22 protein-coding genes and 1 tRNA gene are annotated in these 22349 nt (G+C 68.6%); 12 read left to right on the top strand and 11 right to left on the bottom strand.

The window, feature by feature from the left end; genetic code table 11:
- The first annotated feature begins 139 nt into the window (after positions 1 to 139).
- The 3 genes from NO360_RS03490 (at position 140) to NO360_RS03480 (ending at position 3928) form a co-directional block, all read left to right on the top strand.
- Positions 140 to 691, top strand: coding sequence for a DnaJ domain-containing protein (locus NO360_RS03490; protein WP_256306054.1), 552 nt, complete (start codon positions 140 to 142; stop codon positions 689 to 691).
- Between the two features lie 103 nt (positions 692 to 794).
- Positions 795 to 2414 carry a GTPBP1 family GTP-binding protein gene (locus NO360_RS03485; RefSeq protein WP_256306053.1) on the top strand — a complete coding sequence of 540 codons (1620 nt, stop codon included), beginning with the start codon at positions 795 to 797 and terminating at the stop codon, positions 2412 to 2414.
- 200 nt (positions 2415 to 2614) lie between these two features.
- Positions 2615 to 3928 (top strand): M48 family metallopeptidase, encoded by a 1314-nt coding sequence (locus tag NO360_RS03480; protein WP_256306052.1) that lies wholly within the window; start codon positions 2615 to 2617, stop codon positions 3926 to 3928.
- A gap of 22 nt (positions 3929 to 3950) precedes the next feature.
- Here NO360_RS03480 and NO360_RS03475 read toward each other — a convergent pair whose 3' ends face one another.
- Positions 3951 to 4439: a double winged helix-containing putative transcriptional regulator gene (locus tag NO360_RS03475; protein WP_256307087.1), complete on the bottom strand. Its 489-nt coding sequence runs from the start codon at positions 4437 to 4439 to the stop codon at positions 3951 to 3953.
- A 6-nt stretch (positions 4440 to 4445) separates the two neighbouring features.
- The gene (gene mch, locus NO360_RS03470; RefSeq protein ID WP_256306051.1) at positions 4446 to 5390 is read right to left on the bottom strand and encodes a methenyltetrahydromethanopterin cyclohydrolase; all 945 of its coding nucleotides are present in this window, start codon (positions 5388 to 5390) and stop codon (positions 4446 to 4448) included.
- Positions 5391 to 5609: 219 nt separating this feature from the next.
- Here mch and NO360_RS03465 point away from each other — a divergent pair, with 219 nt between their 5' ends.
- Genes NO360_RS03465 through NO360_RS03450 form a run of 4 tightly spaced genes read left to right on the top strand, consistent with a single transcriptional unit; the run spans position 5610 to position 9280 of the window.
- Positions 5610 to 6389 carry an SDR family oxidoreductase gene (locus tag NO360_RS03465; protein ID WP_256306050.1) on the top strand — a complete coding sequence of 260 codons (780 nt, stop codon included), beginning with the start codon at positions 5610 to 5612 and terminating at the stop codon, positions 6387 to 6389.
- Complete coding sequence (locus NO360_RS03460; protein ID WP_256306049.1) at positions 6386 to 7534, top strand: NAD(P) transhydrogenase subunit alpha; 1149 nt, start codon at positions 6386 to 6388, stop codon at positions 7532 to 7534. Before NO360_RS03465 ends, NO360_RS03460 begins: the two co-directional genes overlap by 4 nt.
- 18 nt (positions 7535 to 7552) lie before the next feature.
- On the top strand, positions 7553 to 7837 hold the full coding sequence (locus NO360_RS03455; protein ID WP_256306048.1) for an NAD(P) transhydrogenase subunit alpha part 2: 285 nt from the start codon (positions 7553 to 7555) through the stop codon (positions 7835 to 7837).
- 3 nt (positions 7838 to 7840) lie between these two features.
- Complete coding sequence (locus NO360_RS03450; protein ID WP_256306046.1) at positions 7841 to 9280, top strand: NAD(P)(+) transhydrogenase (Re/Si-specific) subunit beta; 1440 nt, start codon at positions 7841 to 7843, stop codon at positions 9278 to 9280.
- Positions 9281 to 9380: 100 nt separating this feature from the next.
- Here the strand turns inward: NO360_RS03450 and NO360_RS03445 are convergent.
- Positions 9381 to 9535, bottom strand: a tRNA-Met gene (locus NO360_RS03445).
- A gap of 91 nt (positions 9536 to 9626) precedes the next feature.
- The gene (locus NO360_RS03440; protein ID WP_256306045.1) at positions 9627 to 10304 is read right to left on the bottom strand and encodes a TVP38/TMEM64 family protein; all 678 of its coding nucleotides are present in this window, start codon (positions 10302 to 10304) and stop codon (positions 9627 to 9629) included.
- A 238-nt stretch (positions 10305 to 10542) separates the two neighbouring features.
- Between NO360_RS03440 and NO360_RS03435 the strand changes: the two genes are divergently transcribed.
- Positions 10543 to 10950: a DUF5830 family protein gene (locus NO360_RS03435; protein WP_256307085.1), complete on the top strand. Its 408-nt coding sequence runs from the start codon at positions 10543 to 10545 to the stop codon at positions 10948 to 10950.
- 96 nt (positions 10951 to 11046) lie between these two features.
- Here NO360_RS03435 and NO360_RS03430 read toward each other — a convergent pair whose 3' ends face one another.
- Together NO360_RS03430 and carA are read right to left on the bottom strand one after the other, a co-directional pair.
- Positions 11047 to 12405 (bottom strand): DUF7115 domain-containing protein, encoded by a 1359-nt coding sequence (locus NO360_RS03430; protein ID WP_256306044.1) that lies wholly within the window; start codon positions 12403 to 12405, stop codon positions 11047 to 11049.
- A 139-nt stretch (positions 12406 to 12544) separates the two neighbouring features.
- A complete protein-coding gene (gene carA / locus NO360_RS03425) occupies positions 12545 to 13609 on the bottom strand; it encodes a glutamine-hydrolyzing carbamoyl-phosphate synthase small subunit (protein WP_256306042.1) in 1065 nt (354 codons plus the stop codon).
- Between the two features lie 97 nt (positions 13610 to 13706).
- Between carA and NO360_RS03420 the strand changes: the two genes are divergently transcribed.
- Entirely contained in the window at positions 13707 to 14129 is a 423-nt protein-coding gene (locus tag NO360_RS03420) for an Lrp/AsnC family transcriptional regulator (RefSeq protein ID WP_256306041.1), read from the top strand.
- Between the two features lie 53 nt (positions 14130 to 14182).
- On the opposite strand, the gene NO360_RS03415 is transcribed toward NO360_RS03420, so the two are convergent.
- Positions 14183 to 15607, bottom strand: a complete 1425-nt coding sequence (locus tag NO360_RS03415) for a PKD domain-containing protein (protein ID WP_256306040.1) — start codon at positions 15605 to 15607, stop codon at positions 14183 to 14185.
- 246 nt (positions 15608 to 15853) lie between these two features.
- On the opposite strand from NO360_RS03415, the gene NO360_RS03410 reads away from it, so the two are divergent.
- Positions 15854 to 16057, top strand: a complete 204-nt coding sequence (locus NO360_RS03410; protein WP_256306039.1) for a 30S ribosomal protein S17e — start codon at positions 15854 to 15856, stop codon at positions 16055 to 16057.
- A gap of 121 nt (positions 16058 to 16178) precedes the next feature.
- Here NO360_RS03410 and NO360_RS03405 read toward each other — a convergent pair whose 3' ends face one another.
- Both NO360_RS03405 and NO360_RS03400 read right to left on the bottom strand, forming a co-directional pair.
- Positions 16179 to 16481, bottom strand: coding sequence for a DUF8022 family protein (locus NO360_RS03405; protein WP_256306038.1), 303 nt, complete (start codon positions 16479 to 16481; stop codon positions 16179 to 16181).
- A 6-nt stretch (positions 16482 to 16487) separates the two neighbouring features.
- Positions 16488 to 18032, bottom strand: a complete 1545-nt coding sequence (locus NO360_RS03400) for an acyl-CoA carboxylase subunit beta (protein ID WP_256307083.1) — start codon at positions 18030 to 18032, stop codon at positions 16488 to 16490.
- A 179-nt stretch (positions 18033 to 18211) separates the two neighbouring features.
- Here NO360_RS03400 and NO360_RS03395 point away from each other — a divergent pair, with 179 nt between their 5' ends.
- The gene (locus tag NO360_RS03395; protein ID WP_256306036.1) at positions 18212 to 18412 is read left to right on the top strand and encodes an HVO_0649 family zinc finger protein; all 201 of its coding nucleotides are present in this window, start codon (positions 18212 to 18214) and stop codon (positions 18410 to 18412) included.
- A 34-nt stretch (positions 18413 to 18446) separates the two neighbouring features.
- Here the strand turns inward: NO360_RS03395 and NO360_RS03390 are convergent, their stop codons facing one another.
- Positions 18447 to 19880 carry a sodium-dependent transporter gene (locus NO360_RS03390; protein ID WP_256306035.1) on the bottom strand — a complete coding sequence of 478 codons (1434 nt, stop codon included), beginning with the start codon at positions 19878 to 19880 and terminating at the stop codon, positions 18447 to 18449.
- Positions 19881 to 20139: 259 nt separating this feature from the next.
- On the opposite strand from NO360_RS03390, the gene NO360_RS03385 reads away from it, so the two are divergent.
- A complete protein-coding gene (locus tag NO360_RS03385) occupies positions 20140 to 20793 on the top strand; it encodes a potassium channel family protein (RefSeq protein ID WP_256306033.1) in 654 nt (217 codons plus the stop codon).
- An 84-nt stretch (positions 20794 to 20877) separates the two neighbouring features.
- On the opposite strand, the gene NO360_RS03380 is transcribed toward NO360_RS03385, so the two are convergent.
- Complete coding sequence (locus NO360_RS03380; RefSeq protein WP_256306014.1) at positions 20878 to 22251, bottom strand: sodium-dependent transporter; 1374 nt, start codon at positions 22249 to 22251, stop codon at positions 20878 to 20880.
- Between the last annotated feature and the right edge of the window lie 98 nt (positions 22252 to 22349).

The following is a 22349-nucleotide window of genomic DNA, read 5'->3' as shown; positions in this document are numbered from 1 at the left end:
CTTCGACCCGGGTAATCGTTCTGTCGCCTCCGGGGCGGCGTCGGATCCGCGTGGTGATCGCGCGGCCCGGTGCCGTTGATCCGGGAGCACCGTCCGCCGACGCCGGGAGGCTTACGTTTCTCGACCCCCTCTCTCCGCTGTGGACGAAGACGGACTCGTCATCGGCATCGCCGCGGTGTTCGCCGGGACGACGGTGCTGTTCGGCGTCCTCGGATTCGTCTATCAGCCGCTGCTGTTGCTCTTCGCGGCGATATTCGGCCTCGCGACGTACCTCCTGTGGTACCACGCGAGCGGCCGCCTCGGCGAGCGAATCAGGAGGACGGCCGGGACCGCACGGGAGCGGAATCGCCGCCGAGCGAACGCCGCATCGCGCGGACCGGGCGATTTCGAGGGGTTCGGACCGGGCCGGCGGGCGGCGGGGTCGGGACGCCGGCGCCGGGCGGGCGACGGGTGGGAGCGCCGAGCGGACGGCCGCGGCGCGACCGCGGGTCGGCAGTGGGAGCGGCGCGATCCGAACGAACCCACGCGTGCGGAGGCATACCGGACGCTCGGCCTCGACGCCGACGCGGATCAGGCGGCGGTGAAAGCCGCCTACCGCGAGCGGGTGAAGGCCGTCCACCCCGATACCGACGACGGCGACGAGGAGCAGTTCAAGCGCGTGAACCGCGCCTACGAGCGGCTCAAGGAGTGATCTGCAGTCGCCGCTTCGAGGCGTTTCGCCTCAATACCGCTACTGTGACACGAGAACCCACACCACGAAAAGGGTTTTATCAAGCGATTCCCTATCCGCCGCTATGAGCGCTGACCGGGCCGTACTGGAATCGGCCCTCGAGCGCGGCGAGCAGGAGGGTGGCAGCGTCGAATTCAAAGAGCGGCTCTCGCGGGACCTCCACCTCGCCGACGGTCGGCTGGAGAGCCTCGCGGCGCAACTACGCCACCGCGTGCTCTCCGGCGACGGCACGGCGACGTACGTCGTCGGCGTCACGGACGACGGCGGCATCGCCGGCATCACGCCCGAGGAGTTTTCCGAATCGATGGACGTCCTCTCGATTCTGGCCGAGGAGGCGGGCGCTCACATCGACGACGTCGAGACCTGGGGCGTCGGCGACGACGGCGACCGCGGCCTCGTCGGCGTCGCGACGGTCACCGAGGGTGCGGTCCTGGACGTCGACGACGACCACATCGTCGTCGGGACGGCGGGTCACGTCGATCACGGGAAGTCGACGCTCGTCGGGTCGCTCGTCACCGGCACCGCCGACGACGGCCAGGGACAGACCCGGGGCTTCCTCGACGTCCAACCGCACGAGGTCGAACGCGGGCTCTCGGCGGACCTCTCCTACGCCGTCTACGGGTTCACCGACGACGGCGCGGTCCACCTGGACAACCCGCACCGCAAGTCCGACCGGGCACGGGTGGTCGAGGAGTCCGACCGCCTGGTCTCCTTCGTCGACACGGTCGGCCACGAGCCCTGGCTGCGGACGACGATTCGGGGGCTCGTCGGGCAGCGACTCGACTACGGCCTGTTGGTGGTCGCCGCCGACGACGGGCCGACGAAGACGACCCGCGAACACCTCGGGATCCTGCTCGCGATGGAACTGCCGACGATCGTCGCGATCACGAAGGCCGACGTCGTCGACGCGGACCGGCTCGAATCCGTCGAACGCGAGGTCGAACGGCTGCTTCGGGACGTCGGGCGGACGCCGCTTCGGGTCGACAGACACGGGGTCGGGGTCGCCGTCGAGGAGCTGAGCGACTCCGTCGTTCCGATCCTGGGGACCAGCGCGGTCACGATGGACGGCCTCGACGACCTCGATGCGATGTTCGAACAACTCCCGAAGACGACCCGGGAGGCCGGCGACGACTTCCGGATGTACGTCGACCGCACGTACTCGGTGACGGGCGTCGGGGCAGTCGCGTCCGGGACGGTGAACGCCGGGAGCGTCGAGGCCGGCGACGAACTGCAGATCGGGCCGATGCCGGACGGTTCCTACCGCGACGTCGAGGTCCGCTCGATCGAGATGCACCACCACCGGGTCGACCGGGCGAAGGCCGGGCGCATCGTCGGTATCGCGCTCAAGGGCGTGCGCGAGGAGGACATCGAGCGCGGGATGGCGCTGCTTCCCGCGGATGTCGACCCGCCGGCGGTCCGCTCCTTCGAGGCCGAAGTGATGGTGTTGAACCACCCCACGCGGATCCGGGGGGGCTACGAGCCCGTCGTGCACCTCGAAACCGTGAGCGAGGCGGTCGTGTTCCGCCCGGAGGGCGGGCAGTTGCTTCCGGGCGATACCGGCACGGCGACGGTCGAGTTCAAGTTCCGGCCGTACCTCGTCGAGGCGGGCCAGCGGTTCGTCTTCCGCGAGGGCCAATCGAAGGGCGTCGGAACGGTGCTCGACGTCGGCGACGACGGACGGTAGGCGACGGGGCGAGAGCCGACGGAGAACAGTAGGCGCGACCGGCTGGGAGTCGACAGAGATCAGTTCGCGATAGTGAACTGAACTCTCGGCGACGAGCGCTCGCGTTCAGTGGGGGTCCGCGGGTCGTTCTCGACCGCGCGCGATGCTGACGTTCGACTCGCCCGCGACGTTGAAGTCCGCTCGGGTCCGACTGTTCGGTAATGGTATCTACGGCCGCGCTCGCGCTCGTCGCGCTCCTGGGAGGCGTACAGCTTCTGGAGACGGTCCTCGATCACCTGAACCTCCGGTACGGCGCTGTGGCCGTCCGCGACGCCGACGAGTGGGTCCGGAACGCGCTCGACGTCGGCGACCCCGAGAAGATGCTGGCGTATCAGCGCTCGAAGACGCTCCTCTCCGGACTCCAGTCCTGGCTCGGCGTCGTCGCCGTCCTCGCCGTCGTCGTCTCGGGGCTGTACGGCGAGGTCGTCACGGCGCTGACGGCGACGGGACTGCCGAGCGTCGCCCAGGGCGTCGTCCTCCTCGCGGGCGCAGTCGTCGCGGGACGGCTCCTGTCGGCGCCGTTCGACGCCTACGAGACGTTCGTCGTCGAGGAGCGGTTCGGCTTCAACAACCAGACCGTGCCCCTGTGGCTCCGGGACCTCCTCGTCGGAACCGTTCTCGCGCTCGCCCTCGGCGGCCTCGTCGCCGGCGGCGTGCTCCTCGCCGTCGAGGCGCTCCCCGCGCTCTGGCCGGTCGTCGGCTGGGCGCTCGTCGTGGGCTTCTCGCTGCTTATGATGGTCGTCTACCCGCGCGTGATCGCGCCGCTGTTCAACGACTTCGAGCCGATCGAGGCCGGCGACCTCCGAGACGCCGTCGAGAACGTCTTCGAGCGCGCGGGATTCGCCTGCGAGCAGGTCTACGAGATGGACGCGAGCCGTCGCTCCTCGCACTCGAACGCCTACTTCGTCGGGTTCGGGCGGGCGAAGCGGGTCGTGCTGTTCGACACGCTCGTCGACCAGATGGACCGGGAGGCGATTCAGGCCGTGCTGGCGCACGAACTCGCCCACTGGAAGCGGAACCACATCTGGAAGCAACTGGGCGCCTCCGCGGTCCAGATGGCGGTGGTCTTCGCGTTCCTGTGGTGGGTGACGACGTCGCAGTGGGTGTACGCCGCGTTCGGTCTGCCGGGCGAGACGTACGCCGCGCTCGGGATCGGACTGCTGTACGCCGGACCGCTGCTCTCGCTCACCGCGCCGCTGACGAATCAGCTCTCGCTCGCGCACGAGCGCGAGGCCGACGACTTCGCCGCGGAGACGATGGGCGAGGCGGCGTCGATGACCCGCGCCTTAGAGACGCTCGCGGGCGAGAACCTCAGTAATCCCTTCCCGCATCCGGCCTACGCCGCGTTCCATATGACGCACCCGCCGATCCCCGAGCGGATCCGACGGCTCCGCGAACAGTACGGCGGCGACGGCGCGAGCGAGGACGTCGGTGGCGACGAGAGCGGGCCGGACGTTCCGCCGTCGGCGACGTGACGCGTGCGGCCGTCGGGCCGCGTCACTCGACGCGGACGTATCCGTCGCCCTGCTCGGCGGCGAGACCGAGGAGGACGGCCCACGCGACGATCCGCTCGACGCGCTCGCGCCACACGTCGCGCCAGTCCCCCGCCGCCCGGTGGGTCTCCCAGACGGGGACGCGCTCCTCGAAGTCGGCGAACACCTCTTCGACGGTCCGCGGGTCGTCGGCGTCGAGGGCGTCCAGCACCTCGCGCGCGCCGTAGATCCGGCGCCGGAACGCCGATCGCAGGTGCTCGGGGGTGGGCTCCGTCGACTCCCTGACGAACCCCGAAGGCGTCTCCATCGCCAGTTCGAGCGCGCGCAGGAACGTGAGCCACGTCCGGGCGACGTCGCGCGAGGGGAACTCGAGGCGTCGCAGCAGGCGGGCGGTGCAGTCGTCCTCGCTCGCCGGAACGAGCGGGACGGCGCGCTGGGCGTCGGCGACGACGCCGAGCGAATCCGGCGGGTCGGGCAGGAGTTTGAATCGCACGCTCACCTACGACCGGTAGCCGAACGATTTGGCGAGAATCTCCTCGTCGGTCTCGCCGAGGACGTGCGTCGGGCCGTCGACGACGTCGACCGTCACCGTCGCGGGCGCGAAGATCGTCTCGGGGACCTCGTAGAAGTCCCAGCCCGCCTCGTCGAAGATGTCCTCGAACGGCGTTCCGTACTCCGCCCGCGCGCTGGAGGGCACGCGGTCGAACGCCTCGAAGTCCTCGGCGACGGTGAGGTGGACCTCGCCGCCGTAGGCGACGGCGTCGTTCGTGCGGGCCATCGCGACGCTCTCGTCGTAGCTGACGGGTGCGATGGGGGCGGAGCCGAACGCCGACTGCACGTTGCGGACGTCGTAGCCGAGCTCGAAGAGCCGGAAGACGGCGAGCTCCGCCGCGCGGGCGGCCGCGGTGACGCTCCCGACGGTCGAGCCCGTGGCGTAGGCGGGCAGGAAGACGCCGCTCGGTTCGACGCCGGCGCGCTCGGCGACGTGTTCGGCGATCCGGTCGCCCGGGAGGTCGATGCTCTCGACGGAGAGGACCGTGAGGTCGAACTCGTCGAAGTAGTCCAACTCGTGGAACTCCTCTTCCTCGGCGACGAGCGCGCGGGCCGGACCGGCACCGAGACCGTCGTACGGCGGGTCCTCGAACGTGAGTTCCCACCCGGCCTTCTGCGAGCAGAGAAGCGAGAGCGCGGGGTTGTCGGTCTGCAGTTCGACGTGCGGGGTGGGCGCGCCCGCGACGTCGTCCATCCGGGTCTGAACCGTCGAGAGGCCGGCGGTCTGAACCTCCGCTAGCAGCATCCCGGCCTCGACGCCGCCCGGCGCGTCGACGCCGAAGTCGAGGACGGTCGCCCCCGACTCCAGCTCGTGCGGCACGACGCGGAGCTCCTCCGCGAAGTCGATGGCCTCGTCGATCAGTTCGATGGCCATCCGGTTGATCGAATCCATACGGTCGGATTACTCGTCGTGGCGTAAAGACGTTGGTAGTCGGCGGCTGCGACCGGTTCGTCTCTTCGCCCGTCTCGCGACCCTCGCTGACCGCTCGAATCCAACCCCTCTCGATCGAAATTACGGTCGATCGGCCTCCTGCGTCGGCGCTGGGGGCGTCCGACCCACGCTTCAATTTTATAACATATGCTCGCCTCTAGTCTGAGTGGTGCAAGTACGATGACGCTTCTCGATGGGATCACGGCGGTCGTCACCGGCGGCAGTTCCGGAATCGGTCGGGGAATCGCACGCGGGTTCGCGGAACACGGCGCCGAAGCGGTCGTCGTCGCCGACATCCGCGAAGAGCCGAAAGAGGACGGCCCCCCGACGCACGAGCTTCTCGAAGCGGAAACCGACACCGAGTCGGTGTTCGTCGAGTGTGACGTGACACGCCGGTCGGATCTGACTGCGGCGGTCGACGCCGCCGAAGCCGCCGGTGGACTCGACGTGATGGTGAACAACGCGGGCATCTGGCGCGCGGAGGACTTCCTCGACGTGACCGAGGACGACTATCAGCGGATGATGGACATCAACCTCAAGGGGGCGTACTTCGGCGCGCAGATCGCCGCCGAACGGTTGGTCGAGAACGACGGCGGGGGCTCGATCATCAACATCTCGAGCATCGCCGGGCTCTTCGGCAACGGGAACTGGCCCACGTATGCCGCATCGAAAGGCGGACTGACGATGCTGACGTACTCCCTCGCGCACGAGTTCGGCGACCGCGGGGTTCGCGTGAACGCGATCCACCCCGGCGGGATTCAGACGATGATCGGCGGCGAACCGTCGGAGCCGGAGGCGGCGGCCGAACAGGCCCAGCAGTTCACGCAGATGGTGCCGCTCGGCAGATACGGGCAACCGGAGGACGTCGCCGGCGCGGCGACGTTCCTCGCGAGCGACCTGGCGAGTTACGTCACCGGCGAATCGCTCGTCGTCGACGGCGGCTGGACCAGTTGGCGATGAGGATCGGCGTTCCGGGCGAGACCGCGCCGGGGGAACGGCGCGTCGCCCTCGTCCCGCCGGTCGCGAAGAAACTCGTCGACCGGGGCCACGAGGTGCTCGTGTCGGCCGGGGCGGGGACCGACGCCGGCTGGAGTGATGAACAGTACGCCGCCGTCGGCTGCGAAACCGTCGAAACCCGCGACGACGTCTTCGATCGGTCGGACGTGATCTTCCACGTCCGCGCCCTGGGGAGTCTCCCCCACACGCCGATGGAGGCGTATCGGGACGGCCAGACCGTGATCGGCCTACTCGGCCCCTACGGCCTCGACAGGGAGACGCTCGATACCCTCGCGGACCGGCGCGTCAGCGCCTTCGCGCTCGAACTGCTCCCCCGAATCGGCCGCGCGCAGAGTATGGACGTGTTGACTTCGATGGCGAGCGTGAGCGGGTACAAAGCGGTGGTGATGGCCGCGGACGCCTTGCCCAGCCTCTTCCCGATGCAGATGACGGCCGCGGGAACCGTGCGGCCAGCGGACGTCTTCGTCGTCGGCGCGGGGGTCGCCGGCTTACAGGCTATCGCGACCGCCGGACGCCTCGGTGCGCGGGTGCGTGCCTACGACATCCGACCGGCCGTCAAGGAGGAGGTCGAGAGTCTCGGCGCGGACTTTCTCGAACTCGACCTCGAACCGACCGCGGGCTCGACCGAAGGGGGATACGCGCGCGAACAGGACGAGGTGTTCTACCGCAAACAGCGGGAGGCGATGACCACGGCCGTCGGGAACGCGGACGTCGTAGTCACCGCGGCCGCCGTTCCGGGGCGGACCGCTCCGACGCTCGTCACGGGAGAGATGGTTTCCGGGATGGACGCCGGGTCCGTCGTCGTCGACCTCGCGGCCGACGGCGGCGGCAACTGCGAGCCGACCCAGCCGGGAGCGACGGTCGAACGCGAGGGCGTCACGATCCTCGGTCCGACGAACGTCCCCGCGACCGTCGCGAAGACGGCGAGTCAGCTCTTTTCGAACAACGTCACCAACTTCCTCGACGCGCTGCTCGAAGACGAACGACTCCACGTCGACGTCACCGACCAGCTCGTCGACGCGACGCTTCTCACCCACGAGGGGACGGTCCGAGCGCCACACAGAACGGGTGGTGTCGATGCCGCGTGAGGGACGGAGGTGGGCGTGATGGCGTTCATCGAGAACCTGACGCTTTTCGTCCTCGCGGGATTCCTCGGGTACGAACTCGTCACGAAGATCCCGGCGACGCTTCACACGCCGCTGATCTCGGGGACGAACGCGATTTCGGGGATCACGCTGATCGGCTCCGTCGTCGTCGCCGGATCGGGTAACTCGACGCTGGCGTCCGTGCTCGGCTTCTTCGCCGTCGTGTTGGCGACTATCAACGTCGTCGGCGGCTACCTCGTGAGTCACAAGATGCTCCGGAGTTTCGGCCGTCGCGGAGGGGAGTGATCGATGGCGGGCCTCCTCGACGGTCTGCCGCCGGACGCGCTCTCCTTCGTCTACCTCGTCGCCGCCGTCCTGTTCATTGTCGGTCTCCGGAGGCTAACGCATCCGCGAACGGCCGCGCGTGGCAACCTCATTTCGGCGAGCGGAATGGCTCTCGCCGTGGGGGTCACCGTCCTCTGGTTCGAGATTCTCTCCCCGCTCGTCCTGGGAGCCGCGCTCCTCGTGGGCGCCGGCATCGGGACCTGGCTGGCGCTGTCCGTCGAGACGACGGATATGCCGCAGCTCGTCGGGCTGTTCAACGGCTTCGGTGGCGGCGCGTCCGCCCTCGTCGCTGGCGCGGAACTCGTCGATCAGGTCGGTACGGCCGGCGTGGCCGACCTCACGCTCACGGCGACGGGGGCGGCCGCCGTCACCGGACTGATCGGCGCCGTCACGTTCTGCGGCAGTCTCGTCGCCGCCGGGAAACTCCACGGGATCTACGACCGGCCCATTCACTACCCCGTCGAGAACGCGGTGAAAGTCGGGATCGCGGGGGTCGCGGTTCTCGTCGGACTGGCGCTCCTCACCCAGCCTGCCCTCGGACTACTGCCGATGGGCGAGTTGGTCGCGCCCTACTGGGCGTTGCTCGTCGTCGCGTCACTGCTCGGCGTGCTGGTGGTCGTCCCGATCGGCGGTGCGGATATGCCGGTCGTCATCGCCCTGTTGAACGCCGGCTCCGGACTGGCGGCCGCCTCGACGGGGTTCGTACTGAACAACAGCGTTCTCATCGTCGCCGGGACGCTCGTGGGGGCCTCCGGGCTCATCCTGACGCGGATTATGTGCCGATCGATGAACCGATCCCTCGCCAACGTGCTCTTCGGCGGATACGGCCGATCGGAAACGGCGGACGGAGCGGCCGATATCTACGAAGGCAACGTCGTCTCGACGTCGCCGGAGGAAGTCGCGATGCTCCTGGAGACGGCCCGCCGCGTGGTTATCGTGCCGGGCTACGGGATGGCCGTGGGGCAGGCCCAGCACGCCGTGGCCGAGTTGGCACAGCTACTGACGGCCGACGGCGTGGAAGTCGTCTTCGGCATTCATCCCGTCGCCGGCCGGATGCCGGGTCATATGAACGTCCTCCTGGCCGAGGCGAACGTCCCCTACGAGCAGATGCGGGAACTCGCGGAGATCAACCCGACCTTCTCGCAGACGGACCTGGTCCTCGTGACGGGGGCGAACGATGTCGTCAACCCCACCGCCTACTCGGACGAGGAGAGTCCGATCGCCGGAATGCCCGTCCTGAACGTCTGGGAGGCCGAGACGGTCGTCGTCAACAAGCGGAGTCTGAGCCCCGGCTACGCGGGCATTCCGAATCCGCTGTTCACGATGGACAACGCCCTGATGCTCTACGGCGACGCGAGAGAGTCGATGCAGGCGGTGGTGAACGAGTACAACAGCGGTCGCTGACGGCGAGCGGTTCGCCCTCGTCTTCGCGACCGCCCACGCGGCGACGTCGACAGTAGTGACGGCGTCGCGGCTGTGTCGGGAACGACGACGAGGAAGAAAGTGCCCGGGGTGGGCTCCGAACCCACGATCTCCGCATATCCCAGGTCCGAGGCTCGGCGGGCCCCGTGGGGAGCGGCGGAGGCTTCCAAGGCGTACCGCACCGAATCTCAGGAAACCCTATGAGTGCGGCGCTATGTCCAGCTAAGCCACCCGGGCTCGTCTCACCGTTGGCCGATGACGTTCTTAAACCTTCGCAAGTCCGACGACGGCGACGCCCTCAGCCGGGACCGACCGCCGCGGGTCCGCGTCACGAATCGCCGTCGACGGGATCGCCCGCGTCGTCGCCGCTGTCCCGGTCGAGGTACCACTCGTAGGCCCTCGGCCCGAGCAACAGCACGGCCGCGAGCCCCGCGGCCGCGACGAGACGGAGGTCGGCCGCGCTCGCGAGGTCGCCGGCGGCGAGCGACTCCGCGGACGCTCCCGCGAGCACGCCGGCGAGGACCCACGGGATCTCGCCGATGGCCGTCCCGACGAGGAACACCGAGAGCCGAACGCCCGCGATCCCGGCGGCGACGCTCACGACGTCCGAGGGCGCGGGAACGAGCCGGCTGGCGACGACGCTCCGTACGCCGCCGGTGTGATCGACGAAGGCCGCTCCCGACTCTGCGAGTTCGCCGACTTGGCCGAACCGCCGCGCGAGGAGGAACGGCGGGACGCTCGTGAGTGCGACGAGCGCGAGCGCCAGGGGGAACCCCGCCGGACCGAGCCCGTACCCCAAGAGCACCGCGAGCACCGTCGTCGGCCACGCCACCAGCGGCCGGACCGCCGCGAGCGCGACCGAGGCGGCGACCAGCCGGACCGGATCGGCCACGAGCCACGCCGCCCGCGAGAGCACCGCCTCCGGGGAAACGAGGAGCGTCCCCGCAAGAACGACTGCGAGTGCTGCGCCCAGCGCGACGCGCGCCCGAAGGCGGGATCGGTCCATCGTCTCCGCGTCGCCTCCGGGCGGGCATAACAGTTATTTTGTCACTGTGGCGCGGACCACCGAGCGAACCGTGGCCGACGACGATCAACCCGACCGCTCGTCGTTCGAGGCGGGCGAGGGCGAGCGCGGCTCGGACGACGCCGAGTCGTCATCGGACGTTGAACGCTCCGCGGGCGACACTGGACGCCCGTCGGACGCTGGACGTTCCCCGGGCGAAGACGGCGCTATCACCGGAGACATCCCGGACGCGCCGGACGCCGAGAGCGTTCGCCCCGTCTCCGAACTCGACCGAAGCGAGCGCGTCGAACTCGGCGTCGACCTCCTCGCCCACGTCGAGCGGGAGTCGCTGTCGCTGTCGGCGGCCGTCGACCGGATCGAGTCGGTGACGACGAACCCCGCGCTGACCAGAGAGATCCTCGATACGGCCGAGTTACGCGGCGTCATCGAGCGCGAGGAGGGACGGCTCCGGACCCGGCGCGGCGGCACGTTCGTCCGCTTCGAACGGCAGGTCGTCGAGCGCGAGGGCGACTACGAGTGCCGGCGCTGCGGGGCGGGGCTCTCGACGGGGCACTTCGTCAGGTTCGAGTCCGGCGAGCTCGGGCCGTTCGGACCCTCCTGCGTGCGGAAAATTCTCGGGCGAGAGTAAGGGGCCGGTAGTCGAACGAGAGTACGGAGCCGGCAGCCCGCCCGCGAGCGCCGACTGAGGTGACCGAGGCGACGCCCCGATCGACTCGGGGCGCCCTCACCGACCGCGACGGAGTTCCTCGATGAGTTGTTCGACCAGTTCGCGCTGGGCCTGCAACTCCGCGTTCTGGCGCTCGACCGTCTCGCGCAGGTCCGCCAGTTCGTCGCGGATCTGCTCGTCCACCGCGGGCGCGGCCGACTCGAACCCCGACCCCGCGAAGCCGGCGTCCGGGCGGTTCGATCTCTCAGCCGCGTCCGTCTCGCGGGCGGATTCGCCGGCGCCCGCCTGCGGGTTGGTGGTGCGCTCGGGCGGTTCCTCGCGCCCCGACTCGGGAGCGTTTCGGACCGGTTCGGTCCCCGCAGACCCCGATTCCGCGGTCTCCGGTGCCGCCTGTTCCCGTTCTGTCGTCGCCGGCTGCGACCACGACGACTCGACCTCACCTGCATCCGCCTCGGCGGCCTCGCCGGCCGATCCGCGTGCCGGCTCACCGGGCGATTCCGCCTCGGTCCGCTGCGTCGGATCGCGCTCTGCGAGGGGGTCGGCCTCGGCCTCCGACTCCGGCGGCCGCTCGACCTGTTGGGCGACCGCGTCCGGGCTCCCGCGTTCGGAACTCCCGGCCGTCGGCTCTGTCTCCTCGCCCGCGTCGTCCGACCGCGTCGCGTTCTCGGGCAGTTCCTCGGGCTCCGCGGGGTCGGCGATCAGCGGGTCGGGGCCGTCGCCGAAGGACACGTCTCGTCCCTCGGCGGCGTCGGCCACCTCGGCCGCGTCGTCTTCGTCGGGTTCGGCGGCGGCGCGGAGCTCCTCGACCGACTCGACTCCCCAGTAGGAAAGCAGCGACGTCTCCAGGGCGGAGCGGACCGCCCGGGCCTCGTCGTTCGGCGCCTTGAACCGCTCCTGTCGGCCGTTCACGGTCAGAACGACCGAGGTGGCGACGCTGCCGTCCTCGAAGTCGAGGTCGCTCACGTCGCCGTAGTGGTAGGTCTCGCAGTCCTCGTCCCACAGGCTCGGGCCGATGTGGCGGACGACGCGCTCGCCCGCGATCGCGATGGTGAGTTCGCTGAACCGGAAGAGCCGCTCCATCGGTTCGTCGGCTTCGAGGAGCCCGTTCGCCTTGAGCACGCCCTCGACGATCGGATGGAGCGCGCGTTCGAGACGTTTGGCCGGCAGCGAGATCGTCTTCTCGCCGTCGAGCCCGTAGTCGAGTGTCACCTTCGCCTTGCGGCGACCCTCCGAAACCGTGACTCGCTCGGCCTCGTGGGGGTACTCCTCGACGGACTCGTCGGAGAGCAGTCCCTCGGCCCGATAGAGCAGGGTCCGCGTCGGCGTCACGTACAGTTCGTCCTCGCCGCCGAGGTCGACTCGCGCGACCACGTCCTCGTCGTCGAGGTCGGCCTGGACGATCTCCGGTTGGCTCATACCACCGTTCTCCGTCCGTTTCGTCATAAATCCGTGGGTATTCTTCGCGTCCGTCGACAGTGAAAACGGCGGGAAAAGGGCGTCGAGTCCGCTCGAACGCGACGTATCGGTGTCAGAAACCCGCTCGCAACGCGCCGGTTCAGTCGTCGGCGACGACGTGGTGGCTCTCGCTCGTCATCGCGAGCACGTCGTCGAAGAAGCCCAGCGAGTCGTGCGGGCCCGGATGCGCCTCGGGGTGGTACTGCCGGGTGATCACGTCGAGTTCGTCGTTCGCGAGGCCCTCGGCGGTGCCGTCGTTGACGTTGACCTGCTTGACGTCGAGTTCGTCGCCGGGCTCGCCGACGGTGTAGCCGTGGTTCTGGGTGGTCATCACGACCTTCCCCGAGTCGAGGTCGCGGACGGGCTGGTTGACGCCGCGGTGGCCGAAGTCCATCTTCTCGGTGGTGCCGCCGAGCGCGCGGGCGACGACCTGCTGGCCGAGGCAGATGCCCGCGATAGGCACCTCGCCGACGTACTCCTCGACGAGTTCCTGTGCGGCCTCGAAGTTCGCCGGGTCGCCCGGGCCGTTCGAGATGAAGAGCAGGTCGGGGTCGACCGCGGCGAGTTCCTCGGGCGTCGTGTCGTACGGGAGCACGTGCACTGTCGCGTCGCGCTCGACGAGCGACTCGACGATGGACATCTTCGCGCCGCAGTCGACGAGCGCGACGTCGGTGTCGCCGTCGCCGTAGGTGGTGTGCTCGACGGTCGTGACGCGCTTGCCGATGTCGACGTGCTCGCTCATCCCCTTGCACTCGGCCAGTTCGGCCTTCGCGTCCTCGGGGGTGACGTCGTCGCCGACCGCGATGCCGCACTTCATCGCCCCCTCCTCGCGGATCGAGGTGACGAGGTCGCGGGTGTCGATGTGGTCGATCGCGGGCACGTCTTCCGCCGCTAACCACTCGACGACGTCCTCGGTGAACTCGTGGGCGATCGCCGCGCGCGGGTGGACGCGATCGGACTCGAATCGTTCCTCTCGGACGCCGTAGTTGCCGATGAGCGGGTACGAGAACGTCAGCACCTGTTCCTCGTAGGAGGGGTCGGTCAGGCTCTCCTCGTAGCCGGTGTAGGCGGTCGTGAACACTAGCTCGCCGCGGGTCCGTCCCGGAGCGCGACCGCGGGCCTCGATCACGCGGCCGTCCTCCAGGGCCAGATAGGCGTCCGACATTACGAGAAACGCACGTGATCCGGGGGTATAAGTGTTGCTTTCGTAGCTCAGTTACGATTTTCGTAATCGGTAAGCCCCCGGAGGTCGTTGGGACGCTATGGACGATCTCGACCGGCAGATCCTCGACATCCTGCGACGAGACGCCAGGACGCCCTACACGGAAATCGCCTCGCAGGTGGGGACCTCGGAGGGCACGGTCAGGAACCGCGTCGAGCGGCTGACCGAGGAGGGGATCATCGAACGGTTCACCGTCTCGACGCGGACCGGGAACATCAAGGCGATGATCGAGGTGTCGGTGAAAGTCGACGTCGACACGACCGAGATCACCGAACAGATGACCGAGTGGGAGCAGGTGGACTTCGTCTGGCAGGTCTCCGGCGAGGAGGACGTCGTCCTCGTCGTCGACGCCGCCGACACGCGCGCGGTGAACCAACTCATCACTCGCGCGCGCGAACTCGACGAGGTGAAGAACACGAAGACGCGGCTGATCCTCGACGAGCGCCTCGGCCGGTCGCCGTAGGTCCGCGACGGAAGCACGGCCGGCGGCGATCGATAGTCGCGGGGTGCGCCGTGCTATTCGCCGCCGCCGTCGTCTGCGGCGAACTGTTCGTGGTACTCGTTTTCGATTTCGATCCGCGTCTCGCGGCTCAGTTCGTCGAGCGACTCCCCGTACTCGTCGTCCGCTATCTCCGCGCGCGTGCGAACGTCCTCGGGATCCATTCCGTTGGCGAAGGGTTGTCGGTTGTAGAGCTCCTCCATCTCGCCGGCCGTCTCGGTGCTCAAGTTACGGAACTCGTAGTCGTACTTCGCCAGGGATATCTCGTCGCGGGAGTGTTCGCCCTCGGAACCTGCCGCTCCGAACTGTCCGTCGAAGGCCCGCTGCACGTCGACCGTTTGGTTTCGATCCAGCCCGTCGAAGTCGCTCTCGTACCGCTCGTTCGCGAGTTCGTCGCGCGTCCGGATCTCACCGGGCGACGTCGCGTTGGCGAACGGCTGTCGGAGATAGAGCTCTTCGACCCGCCCCGCGCGCTCCGCTCCCAGGTCGCTGAAAGCTGCATCGTACTTCGCACGGGCGATCTCGTCGCGCGTGTACGACTCGCCGTCGCTCGGGGCCGAACTCTCGCGGGTGTCGGGCTCGACGCTGATCTCGACGGTGTCGGCGTCGGTTCGGCCGTCGTCATCGGTGACGCTGACCTCGAACGTGAGCGTCACCACCGAATCAACTGACGGGGCCGTGAACGCGGTCGACGCTGCGTCCGGCTCCGAGAGCGCGACGTCGGGACCGGCCGTCTGCGTCCACGCGTACGACTGGACGCTACCGTCCGGGTCCGAGGAGGCCGTCGCGTCGAGCGTCACGGTCGCGTCCTCGTCGACGGTCCGGTCGCTCCCGGCCTCGGCGGACGGCGGGTGGAGGTGGTCGTCGTCATCGTCCTCCTCGGCCCGGCGGTTCACGGTGACCGTGACGGCGTCCGTGGCGGTCGCTCCGTCGTCGTCACGGACGGTAAGCACGAAGGTGAGGTTCGCTCGCTCCGCGTCGATCGACGGCGCGGTGAACGAGGCGGTCGATGTCTCCGGGTCCTCGATCGCTACGCTCGGCCCGTCCGTTTGTCGCCACGCGTACGATCGTATCTCGCCGTCCGAATCGGTCGAGTCGGTCGCGTCGAGGTCCGTGACCCTCCCCTCCGGGACCGTCCGATTCTCCCCGGCCTCGGCCGACGGTGCCGCGTTCGTTGCCCGAGCCGTTGCGGCCTCGTCACCGGTATTCGCCTCGTCGTCGGAACCCGTGCTCGAACGGTCTGCGGCGTCGTTCGAGCCCGTCCTGGTGCGCTCTGCGGTGGCTCGTTGCGCAGCGTCTCCATCAGCCCCACCCTCCTGGCCCTGTGTCAGGGAGGTGATCTGCAACTCGCCGCCGATGTCGCTCGCTGCCACGTAGCCCCCGCCCGCGAGTAGCACGAGCACTACGACGCCCGTCGTCACGGCCTTCGATGTGGTGATCATACGTATCAATCGAACGCATATTTGCCGGAGTGGCCGATTGTTATTCCATTACAAATCCGGTTCGGCGTCGTCGTTACCGAGGAACTACTCAAATACGTCGGAACTCGAACGTGTCCGCGTGACTGTAGCCGAGGGCCACCCGCGTCGTGGTCCCATCGAAGCCCGGCTCCGGGCACGCCCGTCCGGTGCTCGGTCCGGTCGGACGAAGACGAAACTTTACTAAACTCGCCGAGTAGTAGACGCTATATGGCGATCAAACCCAAATACGTCAAACAGCTGGGGAAGCTGCTCTTAGAGAAGTATCCGGAAGCGTTCAACACGGACTTCGAGACGAACAAGGAGAGCGTCACGACGCTCACGAACGTCGAATCGAAGGGCGTCCGAAACCGGATCGCGGGGTACATCACGCGCAAGAAGAGCGGCGGCAACCAGCCCTCCTCCTCGGCGTAGATCGGATCTCTCTCTTCGGAGTCGTCGGGGTCGCCGACGCCACAAGGTCGTCCCGCGTTCGCGAGCGGCAGCCGTCGCGCGCAGGTCTTCGCACTGCTCCGCGCGCCGCGGCCGGCTACCGCTAGAACCGGTCCGAACGCGCCGCGGCCGTCCACTTCTCGCGCGGTGCGCCGTTCGGAACGCGCCGGGGGCGACGCCCGCCCGTCGCTTCGAGTCGCCCCGCGAACGTCCACTTCTCGCCCGTCCACGTCGGCTCTGATTGGGACGCAGCGGCCGCCGCAGCCGCTGCCGCCGCGCGCTCGCCGTCGGCGACGTGGGCCGCGACCGCCGCGGCGATCGCGGCCGCCTCCTCGTCGGTGGCGTCGTCGGGGATCGACAGGCGCTCGGTGAGATCGCCGGACTCGGTGTCGTGTTCGCCCGCCATCCTCGGTCAGATCGGGAGGTTCCCGTGTTTCTTCTCCGGCAGGGACTCGCGCTTCGAGCGGAGCAGTTCGAGGTCCGCGACGAGTCGCGAGCGCGTCTCCGGCGGTTCGATCACGGCGTCGACGAAGCCGCGATCGGCGGCCGTGTAGGGGTTCGCGAACTCCTCGCGGTACTCCTCGATCAACTCGTCGCGGCGCTCTTCGGGGTCCTCGGCGGCGGCGAGTTCGTCGTTGTAGAGGATGTTGACCGCGCCCTGCGGTCCCATCACCGCGATCTCGGCGGTCGGCCACGCGTAGTTGACGTCGGCGCCGAGGTGCTTCGAGGCCATCACGTCGTAGGCGCCGCCGTAGGCCTTCCGAGTGATGACCGTGAGCAGCGGGACGGTCGCCTCCGAATAGGCGTACAGCAGTTTCGCGCCGTGGCGGATGATCCCGCCGTGTTCCTGGTCGGTGCCGGGGAGAAAGCCGGGGACGTCGACGAAGGTGACGATGGGCACGTTGAACGAGTCGCAGATGCGGACGAAGCGGGAGGCCTTTTCGGACGCTTCGATGTTGAGCGTCCCCGCGTTGACGCGCGGCTGGTTGGCGACGACGCCGACGGAGTGGCCGTCGAGGCGGGCGAAGCCGACGAGGACGTTCTTCGCGAAGCCCTCGTGGACCTCGAAGAAGGAGCCCTCGTCGAGGACGCCGTCGAACACGTCGTGCATATCGTAGGGCTTTCGCGGCTCGTCGGGCACGACGGCGTTCAGCGACTCGTCCGCGCGCTCGGGGTCGTCCCACGGTTCGACGCGCGGCGGGTCCTCGACGTTGTTCGGGGGGAGATACGAGAGCAGCCGCCGGATGTCGTCGAGGGCCTCTTCCTCGGTGTCGCAGGCGAACTGCGCGACGCCCGACGTGGCGGCGTGAGTGACCGCGCCGCCGAGTTCCTCGAAGCTCACCTCCTCTCCGGTGACGGTCTTGATCACGTCGGGGCCGGTGATGAACATGTGGCTCGTGTCCTTCACCATGAACGTGAAGTCCGTCAGCGCCGGCGAGTAGACCGCGCCGCCCGCACAGGGGCCCATAATCGCGGATATCTGGGGAACGACGCCGGAGGCCTCGGTGTTTCGTCGAAAGATCTCGCCGAATCCAGCGAGCGACTGGACGCCCTCCTGGATCCGCGCGCCGGCGGAGTCGTTGAGGCCGACGACCGGCGCGCCGACCTCGACGGCTTTGTCCATCACCTTGGTGATCTTCTCGGCCAGCACCTCGCCGAGGGAGCCGCCGAAGACGGTGAAGTCGTGGGCGAAGACGAACGTCTTCCGCCCGTCGACCTCGCCGTAGCCCGTCACGACCCCGTCGCCCGGGAGCTGTTTCTCCTCCATCCCGAAGTTGTGGTTCCGGTGGGTGCGGAGCTGGTCGATCTCTCTGAACGTCCCGTCGTCGAGGAAGTAGTCGATGCGCTCGCGGGCGGTCATCTTCCCCTTCTCGTGCTGGGAATCGATGCGGTCCTGCCCGCCGCCCTTCAGCGCGCGCTCGCGCTTCTCGCGCAGCTCCTCGATCCGGTCCTCCATCGTCACGTCGGACCACCTCCGATCATCGTCCCGTACGTACCGACGGGAGGCAAAAGGGTTTCCGCAATCCGACAAAGAACGGTTCGTCGAACGTCGATAGTTCCCGTCCGAAACGGGTTAGAAGTAAACAATTATTAATTATACTTATGACCGAGGAGGCCGTGGTACGTAGTGACACAATGACGAGTTCGAACCGGTCTCCCTTCGAGCGGCTCAAGCGGCAGTACAGCGACGTCGACCTCGTCTGCCCGAAGTGCGGCTACGACGACGACGACGGCGAGTGGCAGGCGGTGACCACCGGCGGCGTCGTTCAGTACAGACACGTCTGTCCGGGCTGTGGCGCGATCCGTCGACGCACGATCTCGCTCGGCCCCAACTGAGTATCTCGCCCGGCGGCCGCCAGCGTCCCGACGTTCAGACCAGCGACCGCTCGGTCCGGAGGCCGACGAAGGCGGCGGCACCGACGAGGACGGCGACGAGCACCGTCGGCCAGAAGCCGAGGCTCGCGTCGACGCCGAACGTCGTCAGCAGCGTGAAGAGGAGGAAGATCGGGAGCGCGACCCCGGTCGCCAAGAGCCACGGCGTCGCGAGCGCGGCCGAGAAGCCACCGGCCCCCGAGCGGAACTCCGCGACGGCGTCGCGGCCCATCACCCAGCCGACGAAGATCAGGACGGCGGTCAGCCCGGCCGTCAGCAGGGTATCGACGAGCGGGCCCGCGACGAAGCCGAACACGGCGGTCCCGGCGATCGTCGGGTTGATGGCGCAGACGCCGCCCGTCACGACGACCGCGCCCGTGACGAGCGCCACCGCGCGCCGTCGGGAGAGCCCGTACTCGTCGACGAGGAAGGAGACCGGGATTTCGAGCATACTGATCGAGGACGAGAGCGCCGCGAGGACGACGACGCCGAAGAACGCCGTCGCGACGAGCGCGCCCGCCGGCAACTGGGAGAACGCGCCCGCGAGGCCGACGAACAGCGCGCCGGGCCCCGGCGCGGTCTGGGAGGGATCGACGCCGAGCGAGAACAGGAGCGGAAAGACGACGAGGCCGGCGAGCACGCCCACCAGCGTGTTCAGGACCGCGATGACCGTCCCGTCGAACGGGAGCGAGCGGTCCTCGTCGATGTAGGAGGCGTAGGTGATCATCGTCCCCGCCCCGAGCGAGAGGGTGAAAAGCGCCTGTCCCGCCGCGGGCGCGAGCACGTCGAAGAAGTTCGCGCGAACCGTCTCGAGATCGAAGCTGAGATAGAAGGCGTACGCCTCGGCCGCACCGGGGCGCGTGCCGGCCCAGACCGCGAGGCCAACGAGCAGCGCCAGCACCGCGGGCATCATCACCTTCGTCCCCAGTTCGATGCCGCGGCGGACGCCCGCGTAGACGACCAGCGCGGTCAGGCCGAGAAAGAGGAGGTGAAAGCCGAGCGCGTCGAGGCCGGCGGCGGCTCCTCCGAAGTACTGCCCCGGTGCGGCGAAGTACGCCGGCCGCGCGCCCGCGAGTCCGAGCGCGCTCTCGCCGAAGTACCGGAGGATCCACCCGCCGACGACGCTATAAAAGGAGATCAGCGCGATCGCGGTGACGACGTAGAACACGCCCCACAGTCCCCACGCGCTCGATCCCGAGAGATCGCGAAGCGCGCCCACGGGACTCTTCTTTCCGCCTCGCCCGATCACGAACTCGCCGAGCAGGCCGGGGACGCCGACGAGCAGAACGATGCCGAGATACACTAACAAAAAGGCGCTTCCGCCGTTGTCCGCCGTCACCCACGGGAAGCGCCAGATGTTCCCGAGACCGACCGCCGAGCCCGCGGCGGCGAGAATGAACCCCGCGCGCGTCGCCCACGTCTCACGTGTCATTGGCTCTCAGTCCACCGCTCGCGAGTAAGTGGCTTTCGGACCGGATCTCTCTCAATTGGCCGATACAACGGACGTTCGTGAGGAATTCGGCCGTCACCACGGCAGCGACCGAGGCGGTCGCCGGCGGCCGATGGGCCCCGTCCTCGCAGTCGAATCTGCGGCGGTCGGGGCTCCGTTACGCGACCCGCGAAAGCCGCCCTTTTGAAGACCACGAGTGACCCGGGGTGACGCTTATTTGATACGACTATAATGAACGAATATGACTGATACGGAGCACGTCGTGATCGCGGGGAGCGGACGAGTCGGACACCGCGTGGCACAGCACTTCGCCGACCGCGGTCGCTCGGTCACCGTCGTCGACCCCGATCCGAGCGAGGCGTTCGAGGGCGACGAGGTCGAAGTCGTTCAGGGAGACGCGACGAAACCCTCGGTGTTGGAAGCGGCGATCACCGACGCGACGGGCGTCGTCGGCGCGCTCACCGACAAGGAGGACACGAACCTGGTCGTCTGTATGGCCGCGAAGCGGTACGCCACGGGGCTCCGGACCGTCGCTCGCATCGAGGACCGCGCGGGCGACGAGTACGAGGAGTACGTCGACGAGGTGTACTTCCCCGAGCGCGCCAGCGTCCGCGCGGCGGTCAACGCGCTCTCCGGGAGCGACGTCCGAACGATCGAGGAGGTCACCGGCGAACTCGAAGTCCTCGACGTCCGGATCGACTACGGCGCGCCGGCGGCCGGGGCAGTGGTGTCGGACGCGCTCCCGGAGGGATCCGTGGTCATCGCCGAGTCCGGCGGCCACGTCGCCGTGCAACACTCGACGAAACTGATCGAGGGGCGTCGCTACCTGATCGCCGCCGACCGCGACGTGGTCGGCGAGGTCATCGCGCAGTGTCGGGGCCGAGACGAGTCGTGAGACTGCGGCTCCGGCGTGCGCTTTTGGGTCGTCGTCGGTGACGGGTAACCGGATCCGTCGCCGGTTTCCGGAAGTCGCCGACCCCTACAGCGGCGGCACGATCGCCGGACTCTCGGCGAAGAACAGCGTCTGCACGCCGAGCGCGAGCGTGAGCAGCACGCCGAGGACGACGACGGTCCGGACGAGCCACAGCCAGGTCGCGCCGACGCCACCGCCCAGCGAGGAGCCGTTGAGGAGTTCGTCGACCGCGGGTCGGCCGTACACCCAGCCGATGAAGAGGAGCACGCCGAGGACCGACAGCGGGAGCAGCAGTTGGTACGCGAGGTTGTCGAACCAGGTGAGCCAGGCGGTGTCCCACGCGGAGGGGATGCCGAGCAGGAAGATGAGGCCGCCGAGTGCGGCGGCGACCTGGGGCCGTCGCGCGCCGTAGTTGTCGACGGCGTAGGAGACGACCACCTCGAGGAGGCTGATCGCCGAGGAGAGCGCCGCGATGAGGACGACGGCGAAGAAGACCGCGCCGACGACGCGGCCGGCCGGGAGTTCGGCGAACGCCGTCGCGAGGCTGACGAACAGCGCGCCCGCGCCGCCGCTGCCGGGTTCGATCCCCTGCACGAACAGCAGCGGGATGACGACGAGTCCCGCGAGGATGCCGACTGCGCTGTTGAGCACGACGACGGTGACGCTGTCGCCGAAGAGGCTCTGATCCTCGCCGACGTAGGAGGCGTAGGTGATCATCGCGCCCATCCCAAGGGACAGCGAGAAGAACGCCTGGCTCACGGCGAAGGGGATGATCTCCGTGAGCGGCCCGCTAAAGGACGGCAGCGGATCGAATGAAACGCTCAGGCTCAGCTGTGAGAGGTCCGGCGAGAGGAAGTAGCTGTACCCCGGGGCCGCGCCGGGGAGGGTGAACACCCAGACGGCGAGGGCGCCCAGGATGACGACGATGCTCGGGACCATCAGCTTCGTCGCCTTCTCGATGCCGTCCTCGACGCCGCTCGCGACGATGGCGACGACGAAGATCATGAACAGCGCGTGGAGCGCGAGCGCGTCGAGACCGGCCGACACTTGGCCGAAGTAGGCGGCCGGGTCGGCGAAGTACGCGCCGGTGACGCTGCCGCCGATGTAGCGGAGCACCCACCCGCCGACGACGCTGTAGTACGACAGGATCCAGAAGCCGGTGCCGACGCCGAGGATGCCGACCCACTTCCAGTTGCGGTGGTTCAGCTTCTCGAAGGCGCCGATGGCGTTCAGATTGCTCTTCCGCCCGATGACGAACTCCGCGAGCATCGCCGGGAGTCCGATGCCGACCGCAGCGACCAGGTAGACGACCAGGAACGTCGCCCCGCCGTACTCGGAGGTCTTGAAGGGGAACTGCCAGATGTTTCCCAGCCCCACTGCCGAGCCGACGGCGGCGAGGATGAACCCCGCCCGCGTCGCCCACGTCTCTCGTTGACTCATACTACGTCGGCGTAGTCGACGGGCGCGTGATAAGAGACGCGATTATCGGTCGAATATCGCGAGAGAAATGTACACGACTGGGTCAGGAGTGACATTTT

Source organism: Halobellus litoreus (assembly GCF_024464595.1).
In the GTDB taxonomy this organism is placed as follows: Archaea; Halobacteriota; Halobacteria; order Halobacteriales; family Haloferacaceae; genus Haloquadratum; species Haloquadratum litoreum.
Note: the sequence above shows the minus strand (reverse complement) of the source record. Positions and strands in the feature narration are given on the sequence as shown.

Bases quoted from the DNA above. Each gene is read 5' to 3' on its own strand.
- NO360_RS03485 (WP_256306053.1), top strand. From the start codon at position 795: ATGAGCGCTGACCGGGCCGTACTGGAATCGGCCCTCGAGCGCGGCGAG.
- NO360_RS03480 (WP_256306052.1), top strand. From the start codon at position 2,615: ATGGTATCTACGGCCGCGCTCGCGCTCGTCGCGCTCCTGGGAGGCGTA.
- mch (WP_256306051.1), bottom strand. From the start codon at position 5,390: ATGGATTCGATCAACCGGATGGCCATCGAACTGATCGACGAGGCCATC.
- NO360_RS03465 (WP_256306050.1), top strand. From the start codon at position 5,610: ATGACGCTTCTCGATGGGATCACGGCGGTCGTCACCGGCGGCAGTTCC.
- NO360_RS03460 (WP_256306049.1), top strand. From the start codon at position 6,386: ATGAGGATCGGCGTTCCGGGCGAGACCGCGCCGGGGGAACGGCGCGTC.
- NO360_RS03455 (WP_256306048.1), top strand. From the start codon at position 7,553: ATGGCGTTCATCGAGAACCTGACGCTTTTCGTCCTCGCGGGATTCCTC.
- NO360_RS03450 (WP_256306046.1), top strand. From the start codon at position 7,841: ATGGCGGGCCTCCTCGACGGTCTGCCGCCGGACGCGCTCTCCTTCGTC.
- NO360_RS03440 (WP_256306045.1), bottom strand. From the start codon at position 10,304: ATGGACCGATCCCGCCTTCGGGCGCGCGTCGCGCTGGGCGCAGCACTC.
- NO360_RS03430 (WP_256306044.1), bottom strand. From the start codon at position 12,405: ATGAGCCAACCGGAGATCGTCCAGGCCGACCTCGACGACGAGGACGTG.
- carA (WP_256306042.1), bottom strand. From the start codon at position 13,609: ATGTCGGACGCCTATCTGGCCCTGGAGGACGGCCGCGTGATCGAGGCC.
- NO360_RS03420 (WP_256306041.1), top strand. From the start codon at position 13,707: ATGGACGATCTCGACCGGCAGATCCTCGACATCCTGCGACGAGACGCC.
- NO360_RS03415 (WP_256306040.1), bottom strand. From the start codon at position 15,607: ATGATCACCACATCGAAGGCCGTGACGACGGGCGTCGTAGTGCTCGTG.
- NO360_RS03410 (WP_256306039.1), top strand. From the start codon at position 15,854: ATGGCGATCAAACCCAAATACGTCAAACAGCTGGGGAAGCTGCTCTTA.
- NO360_RS03405 (WP_256306038.1), bottom strand. From the start codon at position 16,481: ATGGCGGGCGAACACGACACCGAGTCCGGCGATCTCACCGAGCGCCTG.
- NO360_RS03400 (WP_256307083.1), bottom strand. From the start codon at position 18,032: ATGGAGGACCGGATCGAGGAGCTGCGCGAGAAGCGCGAGCGCGCGCTG.
- NO360_RS03395 (WP_256306036.1), top strand. From the start codon at position 18,212: ATGACGAGTTCGAACCGGTCTCCCTTCGAGCGGCTCAAGCGGCAGTAC.
- NO360_RS03390 (WP_256306035.1), bottom strand. From the start codon at position 19,880: ATGACACGTGAGACGTGGGCGACGCGCGCGGGGTTCATTCTCGCCGCC.
- NO360_RS03385 (WP_256306033.1), top strand. From the start codon at position 20,140: ATGACTGATACGGAGCACGTCGTGATCGCGGGGAGCGGACGAGTCGGA.
- NO360_RS03380 (WP_256306014.1), bottom strand. From the start codon at position 22,251: ATGAGTCAACGAGAGACGTGGGCGACGCGGGCGGGGTTCATCCTCGCC.